Origin of the sequence: Streptomyces sp. NBC_01474, assembly GCF_035918215.1 — a bacterium.
In the GTDB taxonomy this organism is placed as follows: Bacteria; Actinomycetota; Actinomycetes; order Streptomycetales; family Streptomycetaceae; genus Streptomyces; species Streptomyces aureus.
In genome coordinates this window covers 9857110-9880867 of sequence record NZ_CP109449.1, presented here as the reverse complement: position 1 = coordinate 9880867, position 23758 = coordinate 9857110, and the positions used below count along the sequence as shown (strand labels likewise).

General features: G+C 70.4%; 18 protein-coding genes. All 18 read right to left on the bottom strand.

The features are described from left to right. Position 1 precedes the first annotated feature (1 nt). Positions 2–649, bottom strand: a complete 648-nt coding sequence (locus tag OG758_RS45215) for a PIG-L deacetylase family protein (protein WP_326715245.1) — start codon at positions 647–649, stop codon at positions 2–4. After that, positions 646–1440: a glucose-1-phosphate cytidylyltransferase gene (locus OG758_RS45210; RefSeq protein WP_326715244.1), complete on the bottom strand. Its 795-nt coding sequence runs from the start codon at positions 1438–1440 to the stop codon at positions 646–648. Before OG758_RS45210 ends, OG758_RS45215 begins: the two co-directional genes overlap by 4 nt. Further along, complete coding sequence (locus OG758_RS45205) at positions 1437–2672, bottom strand: class I SAM-dependent methyltransferase (RefSeq protein WP_326715243.1); 1236 nt, start codon at positions 2670–2672, stop codon at positions 1437–1439. The genes OG758_RS45210 and OG758_RS45205 overlap by 4 nt, the downstream gene beginning before the upstream one ends. After that, positions 2669–3946 (bottom strand): glycosyltransferase, encoded by a 1278-nt coding sequence (locus tag OG758_RS45200; protein WP_326715242.1) that lies wholly within the window; start codon positions 3944–3946, stop codon positions 2669–2671. The genes OG758_RS45205 and OG758_RS45200 overlap by 4 nt, the downstream gene beginning before the upstream one ends. A gap of 2 nt (positions 3947–3948) precedes the next feature. Further along, positions 3949–5253, bottom strand: coding sequence for an O-antigen ligase domain-containing protein (locus OG758_RS45195; RefSeq protein WP_326715241.1), 1305 nt, complete (start codon positions 5251–5253; stop codon positions 3949–3951). Position 5254: 1 nt separating this feature from the next. Beyond that, positions 5255–6796 carry a right-handed parallel beta-helix repeat-containing protein gene (locus OG758_RS45190; RefSeq protein WP_326715240.1) on the bottom strand — a complete coding sequence of 514 codons (1542 nt, stop codon included), beginning with the start codon at positions 6794–6796 and terminating at the stop codon, positions 5255–5257. Next, on the bottom strand, positions 6793–8754 hold the full coding sequence (locus OG758_RS45185; RefSeq protein ID WP_326715239.1) for an alginate lyase family protein: 1962 nt from the start codon (positions 8752–8754) through the stop codon (positions 6793–6795). The genes OG758_RS45190 and OG758_RS45185 overlap by 4 nt, the downstream gene beginning before the upstream one ends. After that, entirely contained in the window at positions 8751–10934 is a 2184-nt protein-coding gene (locus tag OG758_RS45180) for a bi-domain-containing oxidoreductase (protein ID WP_326715238.1), read from the bottom strand. The genes OG758_RS45185 and OG758_RS45180 overlap by 4 nt, the downstream gene beginning before the upstream one ends. Before the next feature lie 29 nt (positions 10935–10963). Then, positions 10964–12898 carry an asparagine synthase (glutamine-hydrolyzing) gene (gene asnB, locus OG758_RS45175; RefSeq protein ID WP_326715237.1) on the bottom strand — a complete coding sequence of 645 codons (1935 nt, stop codon included), beginning with the start codon at positions 12896–12898 and terminating at the stop codon, positions 10964–10966. A 3-nt stretch (positions 12899–12901) separates the two neighbouring features. After that, positions 12902–14422 (bottom strand): Wzz/FepE/Etk N-terminal domain-containing protein, encoded by a 1521-nt coding sequence (locus tag OG758_RS45170; protein ID WP_326715236.1) that lies wholly within the window; start codon positions 14420–14422, stop codon positions 12902–12904. Beyond that, a complete protein-coding gene (locus OG758_RS45165; protein ID WP_326715235.1) occupies positions 14419–15786 on the bottom strand; it encodes a Wzz/FepE/Etk N-terminal domain-containing protein in 1368 nt (455 codons plus the stop codon). Before OG758_RS45165 ends, OG758_RS45170 begins: the two co-directional genes overlap by 4 nt. Next, complete coding sequence (locus tag OG758_RS45160; protein ID WP_326715234.1) at positions 15783–17063, bottom strand: glycosyltransferase family 4 protein; 1281 nt, start codon at positions 17061–17063, stop codon at positions 15783–15785. Before OG758_RS45160 ends, OG758_RS45165 begins: the two co-directional genes overlap by 4 nt. Further along, positions 17053–18369 carry a nucleotide sugar dehydrogenase gene (locus OG758_RS45155; RefSeq protein ID WP_326715233.1) on the bottom strand — a complete coding sequence of 439 codons (1317 nt, stop codon included), beginning with the start codon at positions 18367–18369 and terminating at the stop codon, positions 17053–17055. Before OG758_RS45155 ends, OG758_RS45160 begins: the two co-directional genes overlap by 11 nt. 73 nt (positions 18370–18442) lie before the next feature. Continuing rightward, on the bottom strand, positions 18443–19921 hold the full coding sequence (locus OG758_RS45150; RefSeq protein WP_326715232.1) for a sugar transferase: 1479 nt from the start codon (positions 19919–19921) through the stop codon (positions 18443–18445). A gap of 1116 nt (positions 19922–21037) precedes the next feature. Next, on the bottom strand, positions 21038–21223 hold the full coding sequence (locus OG758_RS45145; protein WP_326715231.1) for a hypothetical protein: 186 nt from the start codon (positions 21221–21223) through the stop codon (positions 21038–21040). Further along, complete coding sequence (locus OG758_RS45140; protein ID WP_326715230.1) at positions 21189–22262, bottom strand: LLM class flavin-dependent oxidoreductase; 1074 nt, start codon at positions 22260–22262, stop codon at positions 21189–21191. Before OG758_RS45140 ends, OG758_RS45145 begins: the two co-directional genes overlap by 35 nt. A gap of 48 nt (positions 22263–22310) precedes the next feature. Beyond that, positions 22311–22580, bottom strand: a complete 270-nt coding sequence (locus tag OG758_RS45135; RefSeq protein ID WP_326715229.1) for an MFS transporter — start codon at positions 22578–22580, stop codon at positions 22311–22313. Positions 22581–22886: 306 nt separating this feature from the next. Continuing rightward, a complete protein-coding gene (locus tag OG758_RS45130) occupies positions 22887–23711 on the bottom strand; it encodes a TauD/TfdA dioxygenase family protein (RefSeq protein ID WP_326715228.1) in 825 nt (274 codons plus the stop codon). Positions 23712–23758 lie beyond the last annotated feature (47 nt).

Here is a 23758-nt window from a genome sequence, read left to right as displayed (position 1 = left end):
TTCAATCCCCCAGGTCGAGAGTGAGTTTGGTGACGGCGAACGCCTCGGCGTAGCGCGCGTGGCATTCGATGCCGCGGATCCGCGCAAGCCCGAGGAAGGCCTCCCGGTCGTACCAGGGCCGGTGCCGCTGCGAGGGGTAGTGCTCCTGCAGCAGCCGCACCTTCTGTTCGGCGATCTCCGGCGAGAGCGGCTGGTACGCCGCAGGGCGGCCGAGGTCGCCGTCCCACTTGACGATCTCGTAGCCGAGCACGAGGTGGTCGCGGAATGCGGTGGGCAGCAGCTGCGCCAGGGCGCGGTGATCCTGGTGCGCGTCATCGGTACGCGGCGCCAGCACCAGATCCGGGTCGGTCTGCCCGCGCAGCTCCTCGACCGCGGCCTTGGCCTCGTCCCAGTGCGCGGGCATCCGGCCGTCCGGCAGTTTGAGCACGGTAAGGCGCAGGTCGGCGCCCGGGCAGAAGGCGGCGAGCGCGGCCCGTTCCTCCTGCTCCCGCTCGCTGCCGCCACCGGAGAGCACCAGTGCGTCGACGCGGACACCCGGCCGCGCGAGGCACAGCGTCAGGAGCGTGCCGCCGGCGCCGATGGCGATGTCGTCGCAGTGCGCGCCCACCGTGACGATCCGGTCCAGGCGCCCGGCGCTGAGCCGTATCACGCGCTCACCCCCGCGCCGTCCCGTTCCCATACGGCCCACGGGCGGTCACCCCGGGCGTAGGCGTCGTCGAGCGCGGCGCGCTCCTTGACGGTGTCGGTCGGCTTCCAGAAGCCGCGGTGCTGGTGCGCCACGAGGCGGCCCTGCTTTGCCAGTTGGGCGCAACCGTCGGCGACCAGGTCCCCGTTCTCCGGTATGTGGTCGAAGACCTCCTGGCGGAGCACGAAGTAGCCGCCGTTCTCCCACAGCGGCATGTCGCTCACCGCGGTGATGCCCCCCACCAGGCCGTCCTCGCCCAGGTCCACGCAGTGGAATGAGGACTGCGGCGGGACCACCATCATCGACGCACCGGCATCACGCCGGGCGAACCGGTCGATCATCTGAGGCAGTGGGGCGTCGGTGAGTACGTCGGCGTAGTTGGCGAGGAACATCTCGTCGCCGTCCAGATGGTGCCGCACCCGGCGCAGCCGCTCCCCGATCGGTGACTCGATGCCGGTCTGCGCGAACGTGATCGTCCAGTCCGCGATGTCGGTGGACAGCAGCTCGGTCCGCCCGCCCCGCAGCACGAAGTCGTTGGACGTCGTCTCCTCGTAGTTGAGGAAGAAGTTCTTGATGTGACTCGCCCCGTACCCGAGGCACAGGATGAACTCGGTGTGCCCGAAGTGCGCGTAGTAGCGCATGACATGCCAGATCAGCGGTCGCGGGCCGACCATCGCCATCGGCTTGGGCACGTCGTCGTCGGCGCCGCTGCGCATCCGCATCCCGTAACCGCCGCAGAACAGTACGACCTTCATGATGTGCCCTCGACAATGCTCAGTTCCGGGATGGGAAAGACGAGGCGGCCGCCCCAGTCGTGCACGAAGGACAGCTGCTCGACCAGCTCGGCCCGCAGGTTCCACGGGAGGACGAGGACGAAGTCCGGCTTGTCGGCGGCTATCTGCTCGGGCGGCAGGATCGGGATGCGGGTGCCCGGGGTGAACCTGCCGTGCTTGTACGGGTTGCGGTCGACCGTGTACGCGAGCAGGTCGGGCCGGATGCCGCAGTGGTTGAGCAGGGTGTTGCCCTTGCCCGGGGCGCCGTAGCCGACGACTGTCTCGCCGCGCTCTGCGGCCTCGATGAGGAACTTCAGGAGGTCCCGGCGCACCTTGGCCACCCGGGCGGAGAACTCGGTGTACCCGGACAGCTCCTGCAGCCCGGCGGCCTTCTCCCGGTCGAGGACGTCGGCCACCTGCTCGGTCGGCTCGCCGGCCACCTCGGTCGGCCGGGCCCACAGCCGGATGGAGCCGCCGTGCGTGGGCAGCAACTCGACGTCCACGAGCGTGAGTCCGCCGCTCGCGAGGGCCCGGATCGCGGACGCGACCGTGTAGTACTGGAAGTGCTCGTGGTAGATCGTGTCGTACTGGTTCTCCTCGATCAGGGTCAGCAGGTGCTGCACCTCGATGGAGACCCAGCCGTCGTCGGCCACCAGAGCGCGCAGCCCCTCGGTGAACCCGACCACGTCGGGGATGTGCGCGTACACGTTGTTGGCCACGACCAGGTCGGCCGGGCCGTGCTCGGTGCGGACGGCCGAGCCGGTGTCCGGGCTCAGGAACTCCGTGAGCGTGGGCACGCCCGCGTCCCGCGCCGCTGCGCCGACGTTCACCGACGGCTCGATGCCGAGGCAGCGGATCCCCCGGTCCACGACGTGCCTCAACAGGTATCCGTCGTTACTCGCGACCTCGACCACGAAAGCGTCAGGGCCGAGCCCCACCCGCTGTACGGCGTCGGCGACGAACGTGCGCGCGTGCTCCACCCAGGAGGTCGAGAAGGAGGAGAAGTACGCGTACTCGCTGAATGTCTCCTCCGGCGTGATCAGCGGCGGTATCTGCGCGAGCCAGCAGTCGGTGCACACCTGCAGGTGCAGCGGGTACGCCTGTTCCGGCTTGTCCAGTTGGTCCGCGGCGAGAAAGCTCTCGCACGGCGGGGTCGCCCCCAGATCGACGACGCTCGCCAGCGTCGCCGAGCCGCACAGTCGGCATCGTGTCATCTACTGTCCCCATCCCCCCTGCTCGCGCGGGCCCCCCGCCGCGAGTCAGCGTTTCCGTTTCCTGTCGGCGGCGGGTTGTCCCCGCCGCCGGACCGCACCGCGATCGCGGTGCGGTACTCCTCCACCAGGCGCTCCAGGCCCACGGCCGGACTGAAACCCAGCTCGTAACGGCGACGGGCCGCCTGGCCCATCTCCCGGTTGCGGTCCGGTTCGGCCGCGATCCGGCGTATGCAGGACGCGAGCGAGGCGTGCTCGCCCGGCCGGTGCAGCAGCCCGGTCACGCCGTCCTCGACGAGTTCGACGAAGGCGCCGTGACCGGCGGCGACGGTCGGCACCCCGGCCGCCATCGCCTCCACGACCACCAGACCGAACGCCTCGAGCCACGTCGAAGGAGCCACCACGGCGACCGACCGCGCGATGGCCTTCTGACACTCGGCCGTGTCGTACAGGCCGACGTAGCGCACGTCGTCCCGGCCCGCCGCCCAGGCGGTCACCTCCTGCTCCAGCGGTCCCGTGCCGGCGATCACGAGCGGCACGCCCACACCGCCGTCCGCAGCCAACTCGTCCCACGCGGCCATGAGCAGCCGCACTCCCTTGGCCTCCGCGAGCCGGCCGAGATAGAGCAGATGCTCACCGGTGTCCGAGCGGCGGGCGTCCGGGTCGGGCACGAAGTTGTGCTTCACCGCCAGCCGCTCGGCGGGCATGCCGGCCCGCACCAGGACGTCGCGCTGTGCCGCGGAGATGCACAGGAACCGCTCCAGGCCGGACCACCACCGCCGCCGGTTGACCGACAGGCTGACCGCGAGCGGCACCGTCGCCAGACGGGAACTCCGGTAGCAGCCGTGCCGGACGGCGGGCAGCGGTGCCGTCCCGACGCATTCGGTGCACGGCCGGCCGTCCCGCTGCAGCGTGCCGGGCGGACAGACCTGGGTGTAGTTGTGCAGCGTGGCGACGGCGGGCACGCCGGCGTCGGCGCAGGCGGCGAGGACCGCGGGCGACAGGAGCGGGAAGACGTTGTGGACGTGGACCACGTCCGGCCGATCGGTGTGAAGGCGGGCGGCGAGTTCCTTGCGGACCGCCGGGTTCCACGGCACGAGGAGCGGCACCGCGACCTTGCCCGGCAGGGACCGGGCAGCGATGGTGTCGCTGCGTCGCTCGAACACCTCGACCCGGTGGCCGGCCGCGCGCAGCAGCTCCACCTCCTGGTCGACGACCTTGTTCTCCCCGCTCGGCTGCGCCGAGGCGTAGTAGTTGTGCACCACGAGGACGTGCATGGTCAGATCACCTCCGCTCTCCGGGCCCATCGTGGGATGCGTCGTCGAGGCGCTGTGGGCGTGGGGAGCGCGGTTGCCGCGGCAGGTGCCGCCAGCAGTGAGGCAGCCACGGCCAGATGCAGCAGGTACGGCGAGGCGTCGCCGAGCCCGGCCTCGGTGTACGACGCGATCGCGCAGTAGCTGATCAGGAAGATCGCGCAGGCCCTCTGCAGCGACGGTGGCCTTAGCAACGCGACGCCGCCCAACACGATGATGATCGCCGCCACCAACGCGACGCCGGTCAGACCCTGCTCCTGGTAAACGGCCAGCCAGCTGTTGTCGATCGGCAGCCCACCGAACGACTTGTCGCCCAGGCCCACGCCGAACAGTTGCTCCATGGTCGTCCGGGGCGCTGCCAGCAGGGCGTCCCAGACCTTGGCCCGACCGGTGAGGTTGGAAAAGTTCTCCTGGCTCTGTCCGCGCAGGAACCACGTCTGGAGCGCGGAGGCGAACCCCACCGCGGCCACCACGGCGCACAGCACGGCCCAGGTGAAGAACCGCCGGGCTGCGGCGCTGGTCAGCAGGAGCGAGCCGATCGCCAGCACCAGGCCGATGACCAGGCCGAGCGTGGCCGTACGTGTATGGGTCAGCGCGAGCAGGACGAGTGACGGCACGATGACCACCGCCGCGCTGACCCTGTCGGTGCGGCGTCCGAGTACGAGCAGCACGGTGAGCCCGATGATCACTGCGGCGTACTGGCCGATCTGCGGCGGGGTGAGCGGCCACAACGCGCCGACAAGGCGTCCGCCGTAGAGGTCGGGCAGGGCGGCGCCCGGTGAGACGACCAGGCCTGCGGCCACCGACCCGAGCACCGCGAAGTACATCCGGATGTGGTGCCGTACGAATGTCAGGCCGCCGTCCCACCAGCGGCTGAGCAGCCACAGCGTGCCGATGAAGAGAGCCAGCCGCGCACAGCGGAACAGCGCGCCGAACCCGGACTCCAGGTCCACGCTGGAGATCACGCTCGGCACCAGCAGCAGGGTGAGCAGGAACACGAAGGCGCTGCCTCGGATGCGCAGCCGGAGATTGAGTGCGAGAGCCAGCGCGAACGCGGCGACCAGCGCGCCCATGGTGACCATCTGGATGAGGGAGCGGGGCAGGGGGACGATGGTCTCGGCCCCGGCGGAGCCGAGGGTGTTGAGGACCAGCAACCCCCAGATGGTCCCGACGAGCTTCGGTGGGCCGGCCGGGCGTCGTTCGGCGCCGGGCTGCGTGTCCGCCGCGTCCGGTCCGCCCGGCAGCGCGCCGCGCCGCAGGTCTCCGCCCATCTCAACCACCGGCCCGTGGGTCGAGGGTGCTGCCCGCGTCCTGCTGGTACGGCGTGCCTTGCCACTGCCCGAAATCGAGCACCTGGCTCGGGTCGTGGGCGACGAACTGCCATGGCCCGAGGTAGACGTTGTCGTGCCAGCGGTTGTGCTGCTCGGTGGTGATCGCGTCAGCCACCCGCTTGCCCTGGTAGGGCGACCAGTCCGGATACGTGCCGTAGTTGGCGAGGACGGCCATGCGGTCGCACTTCACCCTGCACTTGAGGACGGACTTGTCCAGCACGAAGCGGTTGTCGTGGATGTCCACCCGCTGGGTCTTCCACCGGCAGTCGGCGTAGAGCGGTGCTTGGGCGATCGCCGGCTTCGCGCAGCGGTCGGTCTTGCGGACCAGCAATGTGCAGTCACCGGACGAGGTGTTGGCCGGGCTGTTGCAGAACCGGTCGGCGTTCTCCCACAGGGTGATCCCCGACCAGTTGTTCTCCAGCACGTTCCGGTAGATCTCGATCTTGTCGGTGCGGGCTTTGACCCGTGGTTCGCCGCCGGACTCGGACAGGTAGACGGTCGCGTACGGGAAGGTGTCGCCCTTTTCGGCTTCTCTGCGGCCCTCGACCCAGTTGTTCCGCCGAATGGTGTTGTTCCGGATGACCGCGTTGTAGCTGGTCTCGTAGATCAGCGCGGCGCCGTCGTTGGCCTCGAGCACGTTGTTCTCGATGCGGAAGTCGTTGTTGTTGGTGTCCGCCCACAATCCCGTTCCGCGGTTGTCGTGCACCCAGTTGCCGCGTACGTCGGCGCCGTTGACAGCCCAGAACTTGATGCCTCCGGTGCAGCCGCAGCCCTCCTTGCGCCGCTCCCAGTCGCCGGTGTTGTTGCCCACGATCTCGTTGCCCTCGACCACCAGGTCGCGGAGGGCGCCGCCGCCCTTGTACGCGTTCATGCCGTACTGACCGTTGTCGCGCAGGCAACTGGCGCGGATCTGCTGGCGGGCACCGGCCATGAGCCCGGCACCGGAGTTGTCCTGGATCGTCGCGTGCTCGATCACCCACCCGTCGGCCGAGTCGTGGTTGACCACGCCCTCGTCGGGCGGCGCCACGAAGCGTTGAACGGTCAGGTAGCGGATGGTGACGTTGCGAGCCGTGCCGCCGAACGCGTACTGGTTCTTCTTCCGGCCGTCGAGCACCGCGCCCGGCGCACCGAGGTAGCGGTCCCCCTCCTTGGGGATGACCTGGGCGTAGCGGTCCGGGTCGAGCCGGTGCTTGCCCGGTCGGAGCCAGAACGTGGTATTCGGGGGGCTGTTCTTGGTCTTCGCCGCGAGGTCACCGACCTTCGCGGGGTCGACCGTCACCGCGTCCGCCGGCGCCTTCGCCGGCCCGGCCGCGGGCCTGGCGCACACCCGGGCCACGGATCGGGCCGCGGACGCGGCGGATGCGGACGGCGCGGCCTTCGACTCAGCCTTGTCCCCCGGCGTGCTCTCACAGCCGGTCGTCGCCAGCAAGGCCAGCGCCAGCGGTGCCGCCGCCAACGCCCAGTGCCGCCTCTTGTTCTTCACCGCGCCCCCTGGCCGCGGAACCTGAGCACGGTGGTGAACCCCTCCGCGCCGTCGGCGAAGCCGGTGCCGACCAGCGTGGTGGTGGGTTCCTTGCGCCCGAAGCCGGCGGAGTACCAGCCCAGCGGCGGGTCGCTCTCGCCGTGATGTGCCCGCCAGCTCAGCTGCTCGGGCAGGTCGAGCGTCGCGGAGCGCCCCTCGCCGTCCCGGATCCACGTGAGCATCGCCCGGCTCCCCGCCAGGTCCGCGGCGATCGCCGGGCCGAGGTGGAACGCCAGGCGCACATCCCGGCGTGGGCCGCGCACCTCGTCGACCACCTTCAATTCCTGGCTCGCATGCGTCAGTTCCACTCGACGACGGTGTACGGAACCCTGGTAGCCGTCGTGCTCGGCGCACCAGCGGGCCACGCCCTCCTCGGAGGTGTCTGCTGTTGCGGTCAGGACGCGGCTGTCGGCATGCCGCGTCCACAGGAACGGGCCGCCGGAGACGGACTGGTCCTCGCCGTCCAGTTGCAGGGTGTTGTGGCCGAGGGTCGACCGGAAGTACTGCCGCCACTCGGGTTGCCCGTGGTAGCAGTAAGTTCCCGGGTCGGCGAGCACGTCGACCCCGTCGTGCCGGACCTCCACGGACAGGGCGTCCGCGTGGGCGTGCGCGGCGATGGACAGGAAGCCGTGCGGACCACCGTCGCAGCGGCACCAGATCTCTTCCGGGCCGCGCAGGATGGTCATACCCGCATCGGCGAAGTGGGCCGGTCGGCTTGCCGGGCGCGTCAAGGAGGGTTCAGTGGGTTTGATGAGCGAGGCCAGCAGCCGGGTGCGCACATCGGTGCCGGTCACCGCCGGCCACCAGGCGAGCCGGCCGAACACGGCGTCCCCGGTGGCAAGGAGCGAGCCCCAGCGGTCGGTGCCCGCGCCGTCCACGACCAGCCCGTGACCGTCGTCCGCGTCCCCCTGGCGCGGCGGCCGTAGCCGGTTGTCCACGATCGCCGCGAGCGCGTCGGTCATCCGCAGCAGTACCAGCCGGATCGACGCGGGGACCGGCACGCCTGCGGCATCCGCCTCGGCCACCGCGGCCAGGCCGAGCTCCAGAACAAGTCCGTGATACTCGGTGGCCAGCTCACGGTTGAGGCCGGAGGCGAAGGTGTTGCCGCGCAGGTGCCGCTCCAGCGACCTCAGCGCGTCGGCTCGCCAACGCTCCGAGGAGGGGAACCACCCGAACGCGCAGGCCGCGGCGAACTGCCCGGCGGCCTCGGCGATGACGTGGTTGTTCGCCGAGGATCCCCGGCTGGGGAAGGCGGCCAGCCAGCGCTGGTGGTGCCAGATCTGGTTCAGGGCCACCGAGTTGTCCTCGAACAGGCCGGCCACGCCGGGCCAGCCGTCGAGCAACCGGCGGATCCACACCCAGGACAGCAGCCGGATGCCGAGCTCGATACCGCTGATCCAGTGCACACCGCGCAGCGGTGGGTTGGCCGCCCACCACGACCGCAGGTGCTCGGCAACACGCTCGGCGTACCGCTCGTTCCCGGTGATCGCGTAGGCGGCGGCGAGCACGGTGAGGTACTGGTGCCGGGACAGCTCCCAGATCTGCTTGATGTCCCCGACCGTGTCCTCGTTCCGGTACGGCACGTCGAAGGCGTAGCCCCACGGAGCCCGGCGCCCGGTCTTCGGGTCGCACCACCAGTCCGGGTCGGTCAGGTCGTCGCGCACCACCCCGAAGTACTGGACGTGCCCGTACATCAGCCGGTCCGCCTCGGCGACGAGACGTTTCACGGCGTCCGGAGGTACTGAGGCGATCGTCCCGGCGGGCAGTACCGCGGTGAACCGGGCGCCGGTCACGCTCGGGCAGTTGGGCCGTGCCGACCGCCACCGCCGCCTGCGCACCGCGTCGCCCGCCCGGCCGCCGACCTCCCGCGGTCCCATCCGGGAAAGGCGTCGCAGGTACCAGCCCGCGCTCATGGTCATCGCGTCCTCGCCAATGTCACCGGCGCACCGCCGGCGAGGCCGGCCTGCACGGCGAGAGTGGCCGCCGTGGTGGCGACCAGCGACTCCAACGGCACCGGCATCGGCCCGCCGGTCCGCACAGCCTTGATGAACGCGGCCAGCTCGGCGTTCTGGCCCTTGTCCCGAGCTTTGGGCAACCGCGAACTGACCCACCGCTTGGGGCCGTAGACCGAGGCGCGGACGAAGTCGTCGAGCCGCAGCACCTTGCCGTCCGCGACAAGGTCCAGCGTCTCTTTGGGGAAGCCGGGCGCGCCGGTGGTGACGTAGCTGATGGTGGCGGTGGACCCGTCCGGGTAGCGCAGCACGACCTGCAGGTCCTCGTTGTCGGACGTGGCGACCGCGTACACCGAGACCGGGTCGGCCTCCAGCAGCCAGCTCGCGGTGTCGATGAAGTGCCCGCCCTCGCCGGCGAACCGTGAGCCCTCGGTGCCCTGTTGGAGGTACCAGCTGCCGTGCTGCAGCCGGCCCGCGTTGACCAGGTAGCGCAGGTTCGCCGGACCGGTCAGGGCGCCGAACCGCTTCTTGGCCTCGTTCAGCAACGGCGCGAACCGGCGATTGAAGCCCACCTGCAGCCGGTCGTTGCCGGACTCCTCCACCGCCGCGAGCACGCCTGCCAGGTCGTCCTCGGTGAGGGCCAGGGGCTTCTCCACGAAAACGGCCTTGCCGGCAAGGAGTGCCCTGCGGGTCAGCTCGGCGTGCGAGCTGTGCCGGGTGACCACGAACACCGCGTCGATGGACTTGTCGCCGAGCACGGCGTCGAGATCGGTGGTCGCCTCGGCGAAGCCGAACTTCCGCTGCGCGTTGGCCGCGGACAGCGCCGTCGTGGTGACGACTGTCGACAACGCGACGCCGTCGCGCTGGGCCAGGTGCGGCAGCAGCATCGACGTCGCGTAGTTTCCCGCGCCGACGAACGCGAGGCGTACCGGCGCCTTGGCGGACCAGGCGGGGGTGGGCACGCCGCTGCTGCGCGGCTTGACCGCGGGCACGGCCACCGCCGGGGCCTCCGCCTCCCCTGCGTGTTCGGGGTACCGGAACAGCACGGCCACAGCCTTCAGGCCGCCGTCCTTCAGGCTCTGGTACGTCTCGACGGCGTCATCGAAGTCGGCGATGTGGGAGACCAGGGGCTCCACGTCGACGCTGCCGCGGACGAGGAGATCGAGGAAGCAGGCCAGGTTGCGGCGCTCGGTCCAGCGCACGTAGCCGATCGGGTAGTCCCGCCCCTCGAGCTCGTACGACGGGTCGTAGCGCCCGGGGCCGTAACTGCGCGAGAACCGGACGTCGAGCTCTTTCTCGTAGTACGCGTTCCACGGCAGGTCCAGGCGGCACTTGCCGATGTCGACGACCCGGCCGCGGTCCCGGCAGAGCCGGGCGGCCAGCTCGACGGGCTGGTTGCTGCCGCCGCCGGCGGCCAGGTACACCTGGTCCACGCCGTGACCGTCGGTGAGTTCGGCGACGGCAGCTTCCACGGCCGCGGACGCGGGGTCGCCGCAGGCCGCGGCGCCCAGGCGCTCGGCGAGTTCGCAGCGCGTCGGGTCGGGATCGACCCCGACGACGCGGACTCCGGAGGCGACAAGAAGCTGCACCACCAGCTGCCCGATCAGCCCGAGGCCGATGACCAGTGCCACTTCGCCGAGTTGCGGCTCGCCGCGGCGGACGCCCTGCATGGCGATCGAGCCGACGGTGCCGAAGGCCGCGTGCCGCGACGCGAGGCCGTCCGGCACCCGGGCGTAGAGGTTCTTCGGCACCCAGTTCAGCTCGGCGTGCAACGCGTGCTCGTTGCCTGCGCAGGCCACGACGTCGCCGACCGCCACGTCGTCGATCCCGTGGCCGACCTGCTCGACCACCCCGCACAGGGAGTAGCCCAGCGGCGTGTAGGAGTCCAGCTTGCCCATCACCTTGCGGTAGGTGGCGGGCACCCCGTTGGTGGCCACGCTCTGCACGACCTTGGCCACCTGGTCCGGCCGGGAGCGGGCCTTGCCCAGCATCGACATGCCGGCCTCGGACACCTTCATGAGCTCGGTTCCGGTGGATATCAGCGAGTAGGCGGTGCGGACCAGCACACCGCCCGGCTTGCAGCCCGGCACCGGCACGTCGAGCACCGCCAGCTCGCCGCTCTTGTAGTTCTGCACAACCTGCTTCACCCGAAGTCCCCTTGTTTCTACGTCGTCTTCTACGCCGAAAGGCGAGCGCTCCGGCCGGACCCGGAGGTCGCGCCGCGATACCAGTACTCGAGCGTCAGCACATGCCACAGATGCTTGGAGAAGTCCCGCTGCCCGGCGGCGTCCTCGGCGACCATGCGCGCCAGCGCGTCGCGGCGCAGGAGCCCTGAACTCACGAGCACGCCGTCGTTCACCACCTCGCGCACCAGCGGTGCCAGGTCCCGGCTCATCCAGGCGCGCAGCGGGGCGCTGAACAGGCCCTTCGGCCGGTACACGATCTCCCGGGGCAGGACCGAGGTGGCCGCCTCCTTGAGGACGGCCTTGCCCTGCCGTCCGACGATCTTGCGGTCGCCTGGCACGGCGAACGCCGCCTTGACCACCTCGACGTCCACGTACGGCACCCGCACCTCGGTCGAGGCGGCCATGCTCGACCGGTCCGTGTAGGCGAGATTCAAGCCGGGCAGGAACATCCGGGCGTCGCCCAGGCACATGCGGTTGACGAAGTCGTCGAGGTCGTTGTCCTGGTAGATGTCGGCGTGCTCGGTCAGCACGTCCTCGACCGTCCCGGCCAGGTCCGGATCGACCAGGGCGAGCAGCTCGTCCTGGTCGTACATGGTGTAGCTGCGCCGGAAGGCGGTCTCCTCCGGCAGATCGGCGAAGGAGAGGAACCGCTTCGCGAAGCGCACCGACCGGTACCCCCGGCGGGCCGTGGCGACCGGCAGCCGGTTCACGGCCCCGGACAAGCCGCGCCGCAGGGGTCGCGGGACGCGCTGGTAGCGCAGCGCGAGCAGGTTGGCCAGGTGCTTGCGGTACCCGGCGAACAGCTCGTCGGCGCCCATTCCCGAGAGCATCACCTTGACCCCGGCCTCGCGGGCGGCCGAGCAGATCAGGAACGTGTTGATCGCGGCGGGGTCGCCGATCGGCTCGTCCAGGTGGTACGTCATCTGCGGCAGCAGGTCGAGCACATTCGGAGCGATCTCGATCTCATGCAGGTCGACGCCGAACCGCTCGGCCACCTGCCGGGCATAGCGCAGGTCGTCAGGCATCGCCTCGAACCTGGCGTCCTCGGCGCGGAACCCGATCGTGTAAGCGGAGATCCCGGGTTGGTCGCGGGCCGCCAGCGCGGTCAGGTAGCTGGAGTCGAGGCCGCCGGAGAGGAACGTCGCCACGGGCACGTCGGAGAGCATGTGCTGCCGGGTCGACTCCTCGACGATGGCAGCGAGGTCCGGCCGCTCACCGGCCCGGGCCCGCTCCCGGCCCTCGGCGGCGACGTCCTTCAGGTGCCAGAACCGGCCGCGCTCCACCCGGCCGTCGGGCCGGCACCTCAGCCAGCTCCCCGGCGGCAGCTTCTCCGCTTCGCGGAACGCGCACCGTGAGTCCGGCACCCAGTAGTACAGCAGCGAGGCCACGAGGGCCCCATGGTCCACCTCCAGCGACCCGCCGGTCGCGACGGCGAGCGCCTTGAGCTCGGAGGCGAACACCAGGCCTTCGCCGCGCCGGAGCAGGAACAGCGGCTTGATGCCCAACTGGTCACGGACGAGCACCAGTTCACCGGTGCGCTCGTCGAAGATCCCGAACGCGAACATGCCCCGCAGCCGGTGCAGGCAGTCCGTGCCCCAGCGACGCCAGGCCTCAAGGAGCACCTCGGTGTCGGAGGTACCGCGAAAGCGCACCCCGGCGGCTGACAGTTCGCCGCGCAACTCGGGCGCGTTGTACAGCTCGCCGTTGTACGTGAGGACGAGACCGTCCTTGACCATCGGCTGGGCGCCGGTCTCGGACAGGTCGATGATGGCCAGCCGGCGGTGCCCGAGGTGCACTTCGCCGTCACCGACGGGGTGGCTGTACCGGCCCGCCCCGTCCGGACCGCGGTGGGCGAGGGTATCGGTGAGCCGGTCGGTCACGACCTTCCCGTCCGGCCATCGGTACGTGCCTGCGATGCCACACATGTCTTACCGCGCCTCCTGGTCGTTGTCCGGGACCCCTGCCGCCCACACCGGCAACCGGTCCCTGCGCCGCCGGCCCGTCCCGTTCTGTGCGGCCGGCCGCTCGCTGCGGCCGCGCAGCGCGGTGTGCAGCCCGTCCCACAGGGTGCCGTCGGTCCGGTCACGCGGATCGGGGTCGATCAGCACCACACCGATCACCGCAATACGCTGGTCCGCGAGTTGCCGCGCCACGGTGTGCAGCCATGCGGTGCTGCCGTGCCCGGCCCGCACGACGAGCACGGTCTGGGTGCCGAGGTACTGGAGGTCGGTCCACGCGGTGCCGGGCGCGACCGAGCCGACGCCGAGCCGGCGCTCCTGATGCGGCACGGCCTCGGCACGCTCGCCGCTGACCACGGCCGGGTCTCCTGGCTTCGGGCGGCGGCCTGCGAGCTGGGGACCGGGCAGACCATCGATGACGACCACTGGCCCGTCCGCCGCCAGTGCCCTGGCGAGGTCCACGGCGATCACGCTCGTGCTGCGCGCACAGCCCAGTTCCAGCAGCGACACCGGCTCTGCGCAGTCGCGCACGGTACGGGCAAGGGTCGCGGTGAGCCGTTCGCGTGTCACCCGGGTCCGTCGGCGCTGCCACCGCCTGCCGGACCTGCCGGGAAGCTCCGTGATGACCGAGGCGCCCAGGTTCGCCGCGATGTCCCGGCGCAGCACGGGGCGGTCCGCCACCACCGTGCCGACCGCGGCCAACGCGAGCCCGAGGACGAGCCCGAGGACGAGCCCGATCGCGGCGCTCGTGGCAACGGCGATGGGCAGTGAGTGGTGCACGGCGCGCGGGGCGTCGACGATCTGCGTGCCGGCGATGACCTTGGGTGTGCCGGTGCGCGCTTCCTCGGCGCGCTGGTCGAAATCGGCGATCCGTGAGTTGAGCTCGGCCCGGCGGGCGAAGAGCGACTCCATGCTCGCCGACGCCTTCGGGTCGCTCTCCGGCGATCGGTCTCCGATCTCCTTGTTGACCTGGGCGAGTTCGCCCCGCATGCGGTCACGCTGGTCGGCCAGGGCCTTGGACTCGGCCTTCGCGGCTTCCTGCATCCGCCTCACGTGGTCCGCGACGAACGCATCGGCCAGCGCCTTGGCCCGGGCCACCGCCTGCGCGTCGCTGTCACCTGTCACTTCGATCTGCAGCAGATTGTTGGTCAAGCCGGTCCCCCGGTAGTCCCGCATGAAGTCTTCCGGCTTCTCCGGGGACTTGAGGGACTGCAGGGCCTGGTCGGCGATCCGCGTGGTCCGCAACAGCTCCACGTCGGTGCGGATCAGTGTTCCGGTGTCGTTCGGCTGGTCCTCCTGATGCGCGACCAGCACCTTGGCCACCGCGCTCGGTGGCGCCGGCCGCAGGACCGCCACCGCGGCGCCGACCAGCAGCCCCACGAGCGCCAGGGAGCACCAAATGCGGCGGCGCCTGCGCACCGCCACCACCAGCGCTTGCAGGTCGAAGAGCGGAGCGGCTGCCGACGACTCCGAAGTCGTGCTCGTCGTCACGCTGAACCTCCCGTCGCGTGGCCGTGAACCGCGAGGGCCACAGTGGCGGCATCCGGAGGATGGCCGGCAGACCGCGTCGGACGGGCCCGGACCATGCCGGCGACGACGATGCCGACGACCTCGTGCCTGCCGTCCGCGCACGCCTCGGCGATGCCGGCGAGCTCCTCTGCCGTCCAGCTGCCCGCGCTGAGGACGACCAGGGCACCGGACTCGGTGTCGCGGTCCGGCACGGTCGGCCGGTCCACCGAGACCTCCACCACCCGCAGCACCGGATCACTCTTGGCCTCGGTGACGAGCTGCCCGGCGGCCCGGCGGGCGATCTCGTCACCGTCGGGTACGACAACCAGCAGTCGCCCGGGGGCCGGCAGCTGGTCCCGGAGGCGAGCGCACACCCGCCGGTAGCGGATCCGCCTGCCGGCCTCGTCGCCGGACGTCCGCGGGGTCGGTGCGTCCCACCGGGTGTCGGCGCCAAGGAGTCTGCGGATACGGGCCCGTCGGCCACGGTCTCGCGGCCGGTGCGCGAGCCGTTCACCAGGTACGTCGACGGTGCCGAGCAGCACCGAGCCCAGCGCCGCCTCGATCTCCGGTTCGGTGCGCAGTCGGCGATTCACCCGTGCGGCGACGAGATGGCCGATGACCGCGAGCAGGAAGAACAGCAACGCCCCGGCGACGATGAGCTGCGTCCTCGTCGGTGGCACCTCGCCGGTCGGCCGGGCCGCCGGGCCCATGACGACCATGCCGGCCTTGTCGGTCGCCGGGTCGGCCTCTTCCAGCTTCTGCATGGCCTCCTCCAGCGAGGTGCGCAGCTTCTCGAGTTCGGTGCGGGCCTGCACGCTCTCCACGGTCTGCCCGGGATCGGCCGCGTTGGCCAGGTCGGTGATGCGGCGGTCGGTCTCCGCCACCTTCTTCCGCAGCGCCTCGGTCCCCGTAGCCGGGTCGGGGTCGGTACCGCCCCCCGCGATCCGCGCGGCGTAACTGACGAATTCCTGGGCCATCCGGTCGGAGAACTGCTGCGCGCGCCGGGGGGTGTCGGCCGTACCCGAGATCTTGATGATGTTCCCGTCGGCTGCCTTGGCGCTCACTCGGTCCTGCAGGTCGCTGCCGCTGACGCCTCTCCAGCCGAGGTCGGCAGCCGCACGGTCGACCACCGACGAACTGGTCGCGAGGTCCACCTGAGTCAGGAGCTCGCGCTCTTCCCACTGCCCAGGCAGCAGTACCGATGCCGACGCCGTGTACCGCGGCGGGAACAGCACCGAGGCGCCGTAGCCGACGAGCGCGCCCACCACGGTGAGGACGGCGAGAAGCCGCCAGCGCCGACGGAGAATCCGCCCGAGCGTGACCAGACGTATCGTGTCGTCGTTCAAGGCCGCCGCCTCCCCCGTGCCCGGACCGGGGCGCCCGCCGACACCGGAGTGTGGTCACGGAACGCAGCGGCGTAGGCGGCGAGCAGCGACGCTTGCGAGTTCTGCCAGGAGAGCTGCCCGCTGATCCGCTCCTGGCCGATCTTGCCCATCCGGGCCCGCTTCTCCGGATCGTCGAGGAGCAGCGCGATGAGCTCGGCGAACGCAGCCTCGTCGTTGGCGGGCGCGTACACCGCGGCGTCGCCGGCGGAGACGCGCGCCTCCCGAAGGTCGAACGAGACGATCGGCCGACTCATGGCCATGTACTCCAGGACCTTGTTCATGGTCGACACGTCGTTGAGCGGATTGCGCGGGTCGGGGGAAAGGCACACGTCCGCAGTGGACAGGTAGCGCACCAGGTCGGCGTCCGGAATGCGTCCGGTGAACTGCACCTGCTCACTCAGCCCGAGCCGCCGGGACAGCTCCACCATCGCGTCGAAGGCGTCCCCGGCTCCGACGAACACCGCATGCCAGTCGGTCCGCCCGAACTCGTCGCGCAGCTTGGCGAGGGCGCGCAAGGCGTAGTCGACGCCGTCCTGCGGACCCATGACACCGAGGTAGCACAGCAGATGAGGCTTGCCGCGCTTCAACTCCGGCTCGGGCGGCACCGGTTGGAACCGCTCGATCGCGGGTGCACTGCGCACCACGAAGACGTCCTCAGGCCGCCGACCGCCACGAAGCATCGCGACGTCCCGGTAGCTCTCGTTCGTGGCGAGCACGACGTCCGCGGCCCGATAGGTCAGCCGTTCCAGCGCGCACACGGCGCGGTAGAGCAGATCCTCGCCACGGTCGAACCGGGAGAGGTACAGCTCGGGTACCAGATCGTGCTGGTCGAAGACGAACCGCGCGCCGCGCCGCTTCAGCCACAGTGCCGGCAGGAACAGCAGGTCGGGCGGGTTGCAGGCGTGGACCACGTCGACCGGGCCGACCTTGCGGGCCAGCCGGACCGTGTGCCACAACGCCGAGCCGTACTCCCGCAGGTAGCCGGCCGGCCCTCCGGTGGCCGCGCGCAACGGGTAGCGGTGGATCCGCACCCCATCGATCTCCGCCTCCGGCTCGGTGTCCCGTGTACTGCCCTGGGGACAGATGACGTGCACCTTCCAGCCCGCGTCGCGCAGCGTCGTGCACTCCTGCCACACCCGCCGGTCGAACGGCACCGACAGGTTCTCCACCAGGATCAGCGCGCGCCGGTTCGACCGCTCACCGCCGGCTGTGTCATCGAACGATGTGTCACCAAGCAAGGCCCACGTACCCCGATTCGGCCCGGCGCGCCTCGGCGTCGGGAATGCGGATGAGATCGACGATCACCGGGCCGTCACCATGGGGGAGCGCCGCCAGCACGGCCGGATCCCCGGTCCCGACCAGACACACCTCGGCGTGCTCGAGCACCTCGTCGACGGAGTCCGCGAGGAGCTGCGCGAGGTGCGGCAGCCGGGTCTCGATGTACTCGCGGTTCGCGCCGATCAGCCGGGAGAGGCTCACGTTGGCGTCGTAGATCTTCAGGTCGTAGCCCTTGCCGAAGAGCCGCTCCGCCAGCTCGACGAGCGGGCTCTCGCGGAGGTCGTCGGTGCCGGGCTTGAAGGACAACCCGAACAGTCCCACCCGGCGCTTGCCGGTGCGCTCGACCAGGTCCACCGCCCGCTGCAGATGTGCGGAGTTGGAGGGCAGCACGTGCGTGAGGATGGGCACCGAGACGTCTGCCCGCTGCGCCGCGTACACCAGGCTGCGCAGGTCCTTGGGCAGGCAAGAGCCGCCGAAGGCGAAGCCGGGCCGCAGATAGGCGGGACTGATGTTCAGCTTGCGGTCCGCCAGGAACACGTCCATCACCTGGTGCGAGTCCACCCCCAGCGCCTGGCACACCGCACCCAGCTCGTTCGCGAAGCCGATCTTGAGGCCGTGGAACGCGTTGTCCGCATACTTGATCGCCTCGGCCGTCGGCACCGGCACCCGGAACACCTCACCGGGCAACCCGTCGTACAGCGCCGCAACCGCGTCGCCGCTTGCCGGGTCGAGCTCGCCGATGACGGTCTTGGGCGGGTCGAAGAAGTCCCGCACGCTCGTGCCCTCACGCAGGAACTCCGGGTTGACCGCGACCCCGAAGTCCGCCCCCGCCGTGCCGCCGACGTACTTCTCCAGGATCGGTACCAGCAGGTTCATGCAGGTACCGGGGAGCATGGTGCTGCGGAACACGATGGTGTGCCGCCCGCCCCGTTCGGCCAGCGCGGCACCGATCTGCTCGGTGACGCGCTCCAAGTACGTGGTGCACAGGCTGCCGTTGGGCTCCGACGGTGTGCCCACGCAGACCAGCGACACCTCACTGCCCATGACCGCCTCGCGGACGTCGCCAGTGGCGCGTAGCGCTCCGGTCCCGACGACCTCGGCGATGAGCTCGCCGATGCGCTCCTCGACCACCGGGGCCTTGCCTTCATTGACCAGGTCGACCTTCGCCTGGTTCACATCCACCCCGATGACCTCATGACCAAGGCTCGCCAGGCACGCGGCCGACACGCAGCCCACGTAGCCGAGCCCCAAGACGCTGACTCTCATGACCCGTTCCTCCCCCCAGGCAGGCCCTTTGGGCCTGCAGTCCCTGCGCCGACCGGACGACGCACCCCGCGCATCAGTAGGCCCCCTGCCCCTGGAGCACCGCACGCAGCGTTTTCCACAAGATCACTGTGTCGAGGGCGAGCGACCAGTCCTCCACGTACCGCAGGTCAAGGCGGACGGCCTCCTCCCACGGCAGGTCACTGCGCCCGCTGATCTGCCACAAGCCGGTGAGCCCGGGCTTGACGAGCAGCCGCCGCCGGATGTCCGGGCCGTACGCAGCGGACTCCTCCGGCAACGGAGGCCGCGGGCCGACGAGCGACATCGATCCGGTGAGCACGTTGAAAAGCTGCGGGAGTTCGTCGATCGAGTACCGGCGCAGCACTGCTCCCACCCGGGTCACCCGCGGATCCCGGCGGAGCTTGAACAGCAGGCCGGCACCCTCGTTGCGGTCGGCCAGTTCGGCACGTGCCCTGTGAGCCCCGGCGACCATGGTGCGGAACTTGAGAATGGTGAACTCGCGGCCGTCCTTGCCGACCCTGCGCTGGCGGTAGAACGCCCCGCCCCGGCTGTCCACCAGCACGAGCAGCCCGACGAGCACCATGAGCGGCGCGAACAGCATCAGCAGGATCGCCGCGCCCATCCGGTCGACGACCCCTTTGATCGCCCGGCGCCCCCCGGTGAAGGTCGGCATGCTGACCCTCAGCAGCGGGATACCGAGCACCGCGTCGACGTGCAGCCGCGGGCCGGCCACCTCCATCAGCACGGGGGCCACGACCATCTCGGCGTCGCTGCCCTCGAGGTTCCAGGCCAGCCGCTGCAGCCGGTCCGGTGACCAGTGCGGGTCCGGGGTGACCGCTACGACACGGTAGCCGTCGCGGCGGACGTGGCTCGCGACGTCCGCCAGTCGGCCGACCACCGGCACTCCGTCCAGTTGGTCACCGTCGAGCCCGAGACCGTCCGTCGTGCACACCGCATCCACCCGCCAGCCCAGGTGCGGAAACTTCCGGGTCCGGGTGATCAGGTCGCGCACGGTGGCCGGACTCCCTGCAGCGAGCACCGGTCTCAGGCACTGTCCTTCCTTCCGCTGTCTGTGCAGCCCGAGGCGGAGCAGATACCGCGCGGTCATGGTGACGAGCGCGATCGCGGGTATCGCGACGAAGATCCAGAGCTTGATGTTGCGCGAGGTGAGGGCGATCCCGCCGAGCGCCAGTACGACCGTCGCCGTGAACAGTGAGCGTCCGAGCCGATGGAATTCCTCGGCGCCCTGGCCGAGCACGGCCGGAGCCCACGCCCGGCTCACCGCAAGTGATCCCAGCACCAGCAGCTGGGTGCCGAATGCGAGAATTCCCCATTTCTCATGCCAGTTGGCCGCGTCCCGGGCCCCGAAGAAGTTGCCGATCGCCGCTACCACCAAGGCGGTGGCCACGGTATCGCTGGTGATCACGGTACGGCGGTACCGCTGTTCCCAGTCGCTCGCCGGCTGGCTGATCGCCCCGTTCGCCAGACGCTCGCGCGCCGACGGAAAAGGGCCGACTAATCCCCCCTGCCGCACAGAACCCCCCTGGTCCCCATTGGTTCGACGTGGTCGCCCAACACTGCCCCTCCCCCCGGGAGGCCCCCACCCCCCGCACGCTTCCGCCCCTCGGGAGGCCCCCGCCGCCCGCGCCGCGCTGTTCCCCTCCGTGGGAGGCCCCCGCCTCCGCACGTGACATCCCGACTACTTCAGCGCCACTTGAACAACCCGCCCCAACGGCAGCAGGCACGCATGTCCAGCCGGACTCTCGAGGTACGCGCGAACCCGTCGAAACCTCAGGTGCACCCCGCACCCAAAGCCCCTCTCGGGCTCCAAGAATCGATCACCCCCACGTCTGGCGCCACGGACGCGGCTGCTGCCCGTCCGTAGCGCCGGACCTATAGATCATCTTTTGTCGCCTGGTGTCCCACCATGCGAAGCACGGTCAATCTAGACCATGAAGGCCCCCCTGAAGAGAGGGATGTGTTCAATTTGTGCTGAAGCTTTGAAGGAGGATCCACAGAAAGGTCACGCCTGCGGGCGCCTCGACGACGAAGAGGGGCCCTGTGACCTGTGATGACGCGAGCTTTCCGGGCTGCCGACACCGGCAAGCCCGTGACGTCCCGCACGGCCAACTGGGCCGCATTCAGGGCCTGTCCGGCGGATCTTGTCGGCGTGTACGGGGCAATGGTCGCGGATGCGGGCGGACCAGCACGCCACCGGACCCCACCCAAACGGACCCTGGCCGGCAAGCCGCATGACCACGCCCTCGGACGCTCCCGCGGCGAACCGACCACGAAAATCCACCTGGCGGCCGACGGCCGTCACCACCAGCTCGCCTTCCAAGCAGGCCACGGAGGCACTGGCCTCCACAGATCATGACCGTTTGCGTATGCACAGGCGTGAGTCGCGACGTCGCCCGTGCAACTCAATGTGCCGCCCGCCGGCCCCACCGGAAAGACCTTCGGCCGCGTGGGGTGAGATGGACAGGAAGCCAAAGGCGTCGTTGCATCGCCCCGCGCGGTTAGGGGCCGCCAACGCATGAGCCACGTCCTGGCATCGGACGGCCGAGGAGTGGGCCACCTACCGATAGGCCTCCAAACGCATTGTTTACGACTCGCTCTCCTGCGAATGGGCGGCACGCCACGCTGCCGTCTACGCGTTCCACTCGTCACCGGACGGCCCGGTCAGCGACGCCGGGAAGAGCCCGTCCTCTTCCTTGGCGATGTCGCGGTGCAGCGTCGACCGCCCTGTCGGGCAGGACGTCTGGAGGCCCCTGACCAGGATGATGACGAATTGCCTGCCCTCACGCTTCCCGCAGCCTGCGAAGCAGTTGGTCACCGATCCGGCGGGTCTCCTCCTTGTAAGGAGTGTCGGACAGCACGAAGTGCGTGATGCCGAGCGCACGGAAGGCGTTGAGTGCCGCAGCCACGTCGTCGGGTGAGCCGACGAGCCACGTGGTCGCCGCTCCCCCACCGCCGAACCTGCCCGGCGCGGTGTACAGGCAGGTGTCGAGGACCTCGCCGCGTTCGGTGAGGTCGAGCAGCCGCCGTTGGCCGACCGCTGTCTTGCGGTTGCCCATCCAGGTGTCGATCTCGCCCGCGTCGGCCGCCAACTTCGCGACCTTCTCCTCCGCCGTGCGCCACGCCTCCTCCGTGGTGTCACGTACCACGGTGGTGATCCGCAGTCCGTACTCCAGCGGCACATGGCGGCGCCCCACCTGCTCGCTCAACTCCTTGAGTCGGGCGATGCGTTCGGCGATTCCGTCGAGCGGTTCGCCCCAGAAGAGCTGGACATCGGCTTCGGCCGCCGAGACGCGTTCGGCGGCTTCGGACGCGCCGCCGAAATAGAGGGTCGGCTGGGCCCGCTCGGCGGTGACGTAGGGGCGCGGGCTGACCGTGGAACCGGTGACCTGGAAGTGCTCGCCGTGGAAGGTGACGTTCTCCTCGGTCCACAGGCGGCGTACGAGATGCAGGAACTCCTGGGTGCGGGCATAGCGCGCGGCGGGTTCGACGGTGGTGTCGCCGTAGGCGGCCGGGGTGTCCAGGCCGCTGACGCTGTTGACCAGGACGCGCCCGCGGCTGAGCTGGTCGAGAGTGGCGGCCGCACTCGCGAAGTTCGCGGGCTGCCAGTACCCGGGGCGGACGGCGATCAGGGGCTTGAACGTCGTGGTGCGCGCGGCCAGGGCGGTGGCGACGGTGAAGGTGTCCGGGCGTCCCCATCCGGTGCCGAGCAGCGCGCCGCCCCAGCCGTGGGCCTCTGCCGTGCGCGCGAGTTCGGTCGAGTACTCGATGGATCCCCAGCCAGATGTGGTGTCGTCACCACGGTGTCCCGGCTGGACGGTGTTGGGGATGTACCAGAGGAATTGCGAAGTCATCATGCTTCCGATCGTTGTTCGGGTGATGGCGGGTGGCGGCAGGGGTCGCCACTAGCGGCGCTCGGGAGCAAGTGAGCTTGTGAGCATCGCCCCCGGCGCGCTGACCAACAGGCCGAAGGACCAGCCCAGTTGGAGGCCGAGACCCGCGACGAGCGCGCCGCCGAGTGGTGACCCCAGGGCAGTGGCCACGCCTGCCGTCACCGCGCACAGGCACAGCGCTCGACCCCGGTCCTGGCCGCGGGAAGTGTCCTGGAGGGTGCCGATCACCTGGGCGTCGACGAGCCCCGCAGCGGCGCCTTGCACCAGCCGCGCGGTGATCACTGCGCCGGCCCCGCCGCCGGTCGCGGCCGCCACCCCGCGAGGAGGAGGAAGACGGCCACGCCGACGAAGAAGACCGCTTGCCCCCGTACCCGTCACCGAGGCTGCCGCCCTGCACGAGCGCCGGACCGAAGGCCAACGACTGTCCGGCCACGATCCACAGCACGTCGCCGGCACCCGCCCCCAGCAACTGTCGCATGCTCGGCACGGCGATGTTCACAACTGCCGGGTCCAGCATCGTCGTCGCGCCCGTGGCCAGGCAGACCAGCAGTACGCGCCGGGCGGCGCGGCCTTCTCCCCCGGGAGCATTCAGGAACGCGCCTCCGGCACGCTGCCGGCTTCCGGCTCCACGCCGATGACCTTGCGGTAGACGCGCGCCCCGTCGCCGTAGTCGTCGACGGCGTAGTGCCAGGTGGCGCGGTTGTCCCAGAGGACGAAGTCGCCGGGCTGCCAGCCGAAGCGGATCGTGTAGTTCGGCGAGGAGGCGTGTCGCAGCAGGTGATCCAGCAGGGCCTTGCTCTCAGCGGGGGTCACGCCGGTGAGGCCGATCGCCGAGGTGCTGATGAACAGGCCCTTGCGGCCGGTAGCCGGATGGGCCAGGACGACCGGGTGCTCGACGTTCGGTCCGCTCGCGGTCTTCGTACTGCCCTGCGCGTAGTTCTCCGCGTTGCCGTCGTACACCGCGCTCACGGACTCCAGGAGCTCCTTGAACGGCTCCGACAGATCGTCGTACGCCGCCTGCAGGTCCGCCCACAGCGTGTGGCCGCCCAGCTCGGGCACCACCTCGTACGTCAGCGACTCGATGGCGAAGACCGGGTCGCGCCACAGACCGCCGATGTGCCAAGTGCTGGCCTTGCCGGTCTGCCGCACGTTGTACGGGTAGACCAGCGGATTGGCAGCGTCCTTCGCGGCGGTCGGATGGTCGAAGGGCTCGGCGAAGAGCCGTACGGCGGCAACGTGCTGATCGGGGGTCAGGTGCTGACCGCGGAACACCAGCACCTTGTGGTCCCGGAAGGCCTGCCGCAGTGCTTCGGCGGTGGTCTCGTCGACGGGGGCGGTCAGGTCGACGCCGGTGATCTCCGCGCCGAAGCGCGGTCCTGCCCTGAGGATGTCGAAAGTGGCGACGGTGGTCATGGCTTCTTCTCCTCTTTGTACGGTGTGGGTTGTGCCGGGGTGAGAAG

Coding starts and splice junctions, on each gene's coding strand:
- OG758_RS45140 (WP_326715230.1), bottom strand. CDS start 22,262: ATGATGACTTCGCAATTCCTCTGGTACATCCCCAACACCGTCCAGCCG.
- OG758_RS45130 (WP_326715228.1), bottom strand. CDS start 23,711: ATGACCACCGTCGCCACTTTCGACATCCTCAGGGCAGGACCGCGCTTC.
- OG758_RS45185 (WP_326715239.1), bottom strand. CDS start 8,754: ATGACCATGAGCGCGGGCTGGTACCTGCGACGCCTTTCCCGGATGGGA.
- OG758_RS45205 (WP_326715243.1), bottom strand. CDS start 2,672: ATGACACGATGCCGACTGTGCGGCTCGGCGACGCTGGCGAGCGTCGTC.
- OG758_RS45210 (WP_326715244.1), bottom strand. CDS start 1,440: ATGAAGGTCGTACTGTTCTGCGGCGGTTACGGGATGCGGATGCGCAGC.
- OG758_RS45195 (WP_326715241.1), bottom strand. CDS start 5,253: ATGGGCGGAGACCTGCGGCGCGGCGCGCTGCCGGGCGGACCGGACGCG.
- OG758_RS45155 (WP_326715233.1), bottom strand. CDS start 18,369: ATGAGAGTCAGCGTCTTGGGGCTCGGCTACGTGGGCTGCGTGTCGGCC.
- asnB (WP_326715237.1), bottom strand. CDS start 12,898: ATGTGTGGCATCGCAGGCACGTACCGATGGCCGGACGGGAAGGTCGTG.
- OG758_RS45200 (WP_326715242.1), bottom strand. CDS start 3,946: ATGCACGTCCTCGTGGTGCACAACTACTACGCCTCGGCGCAGCCGAGC.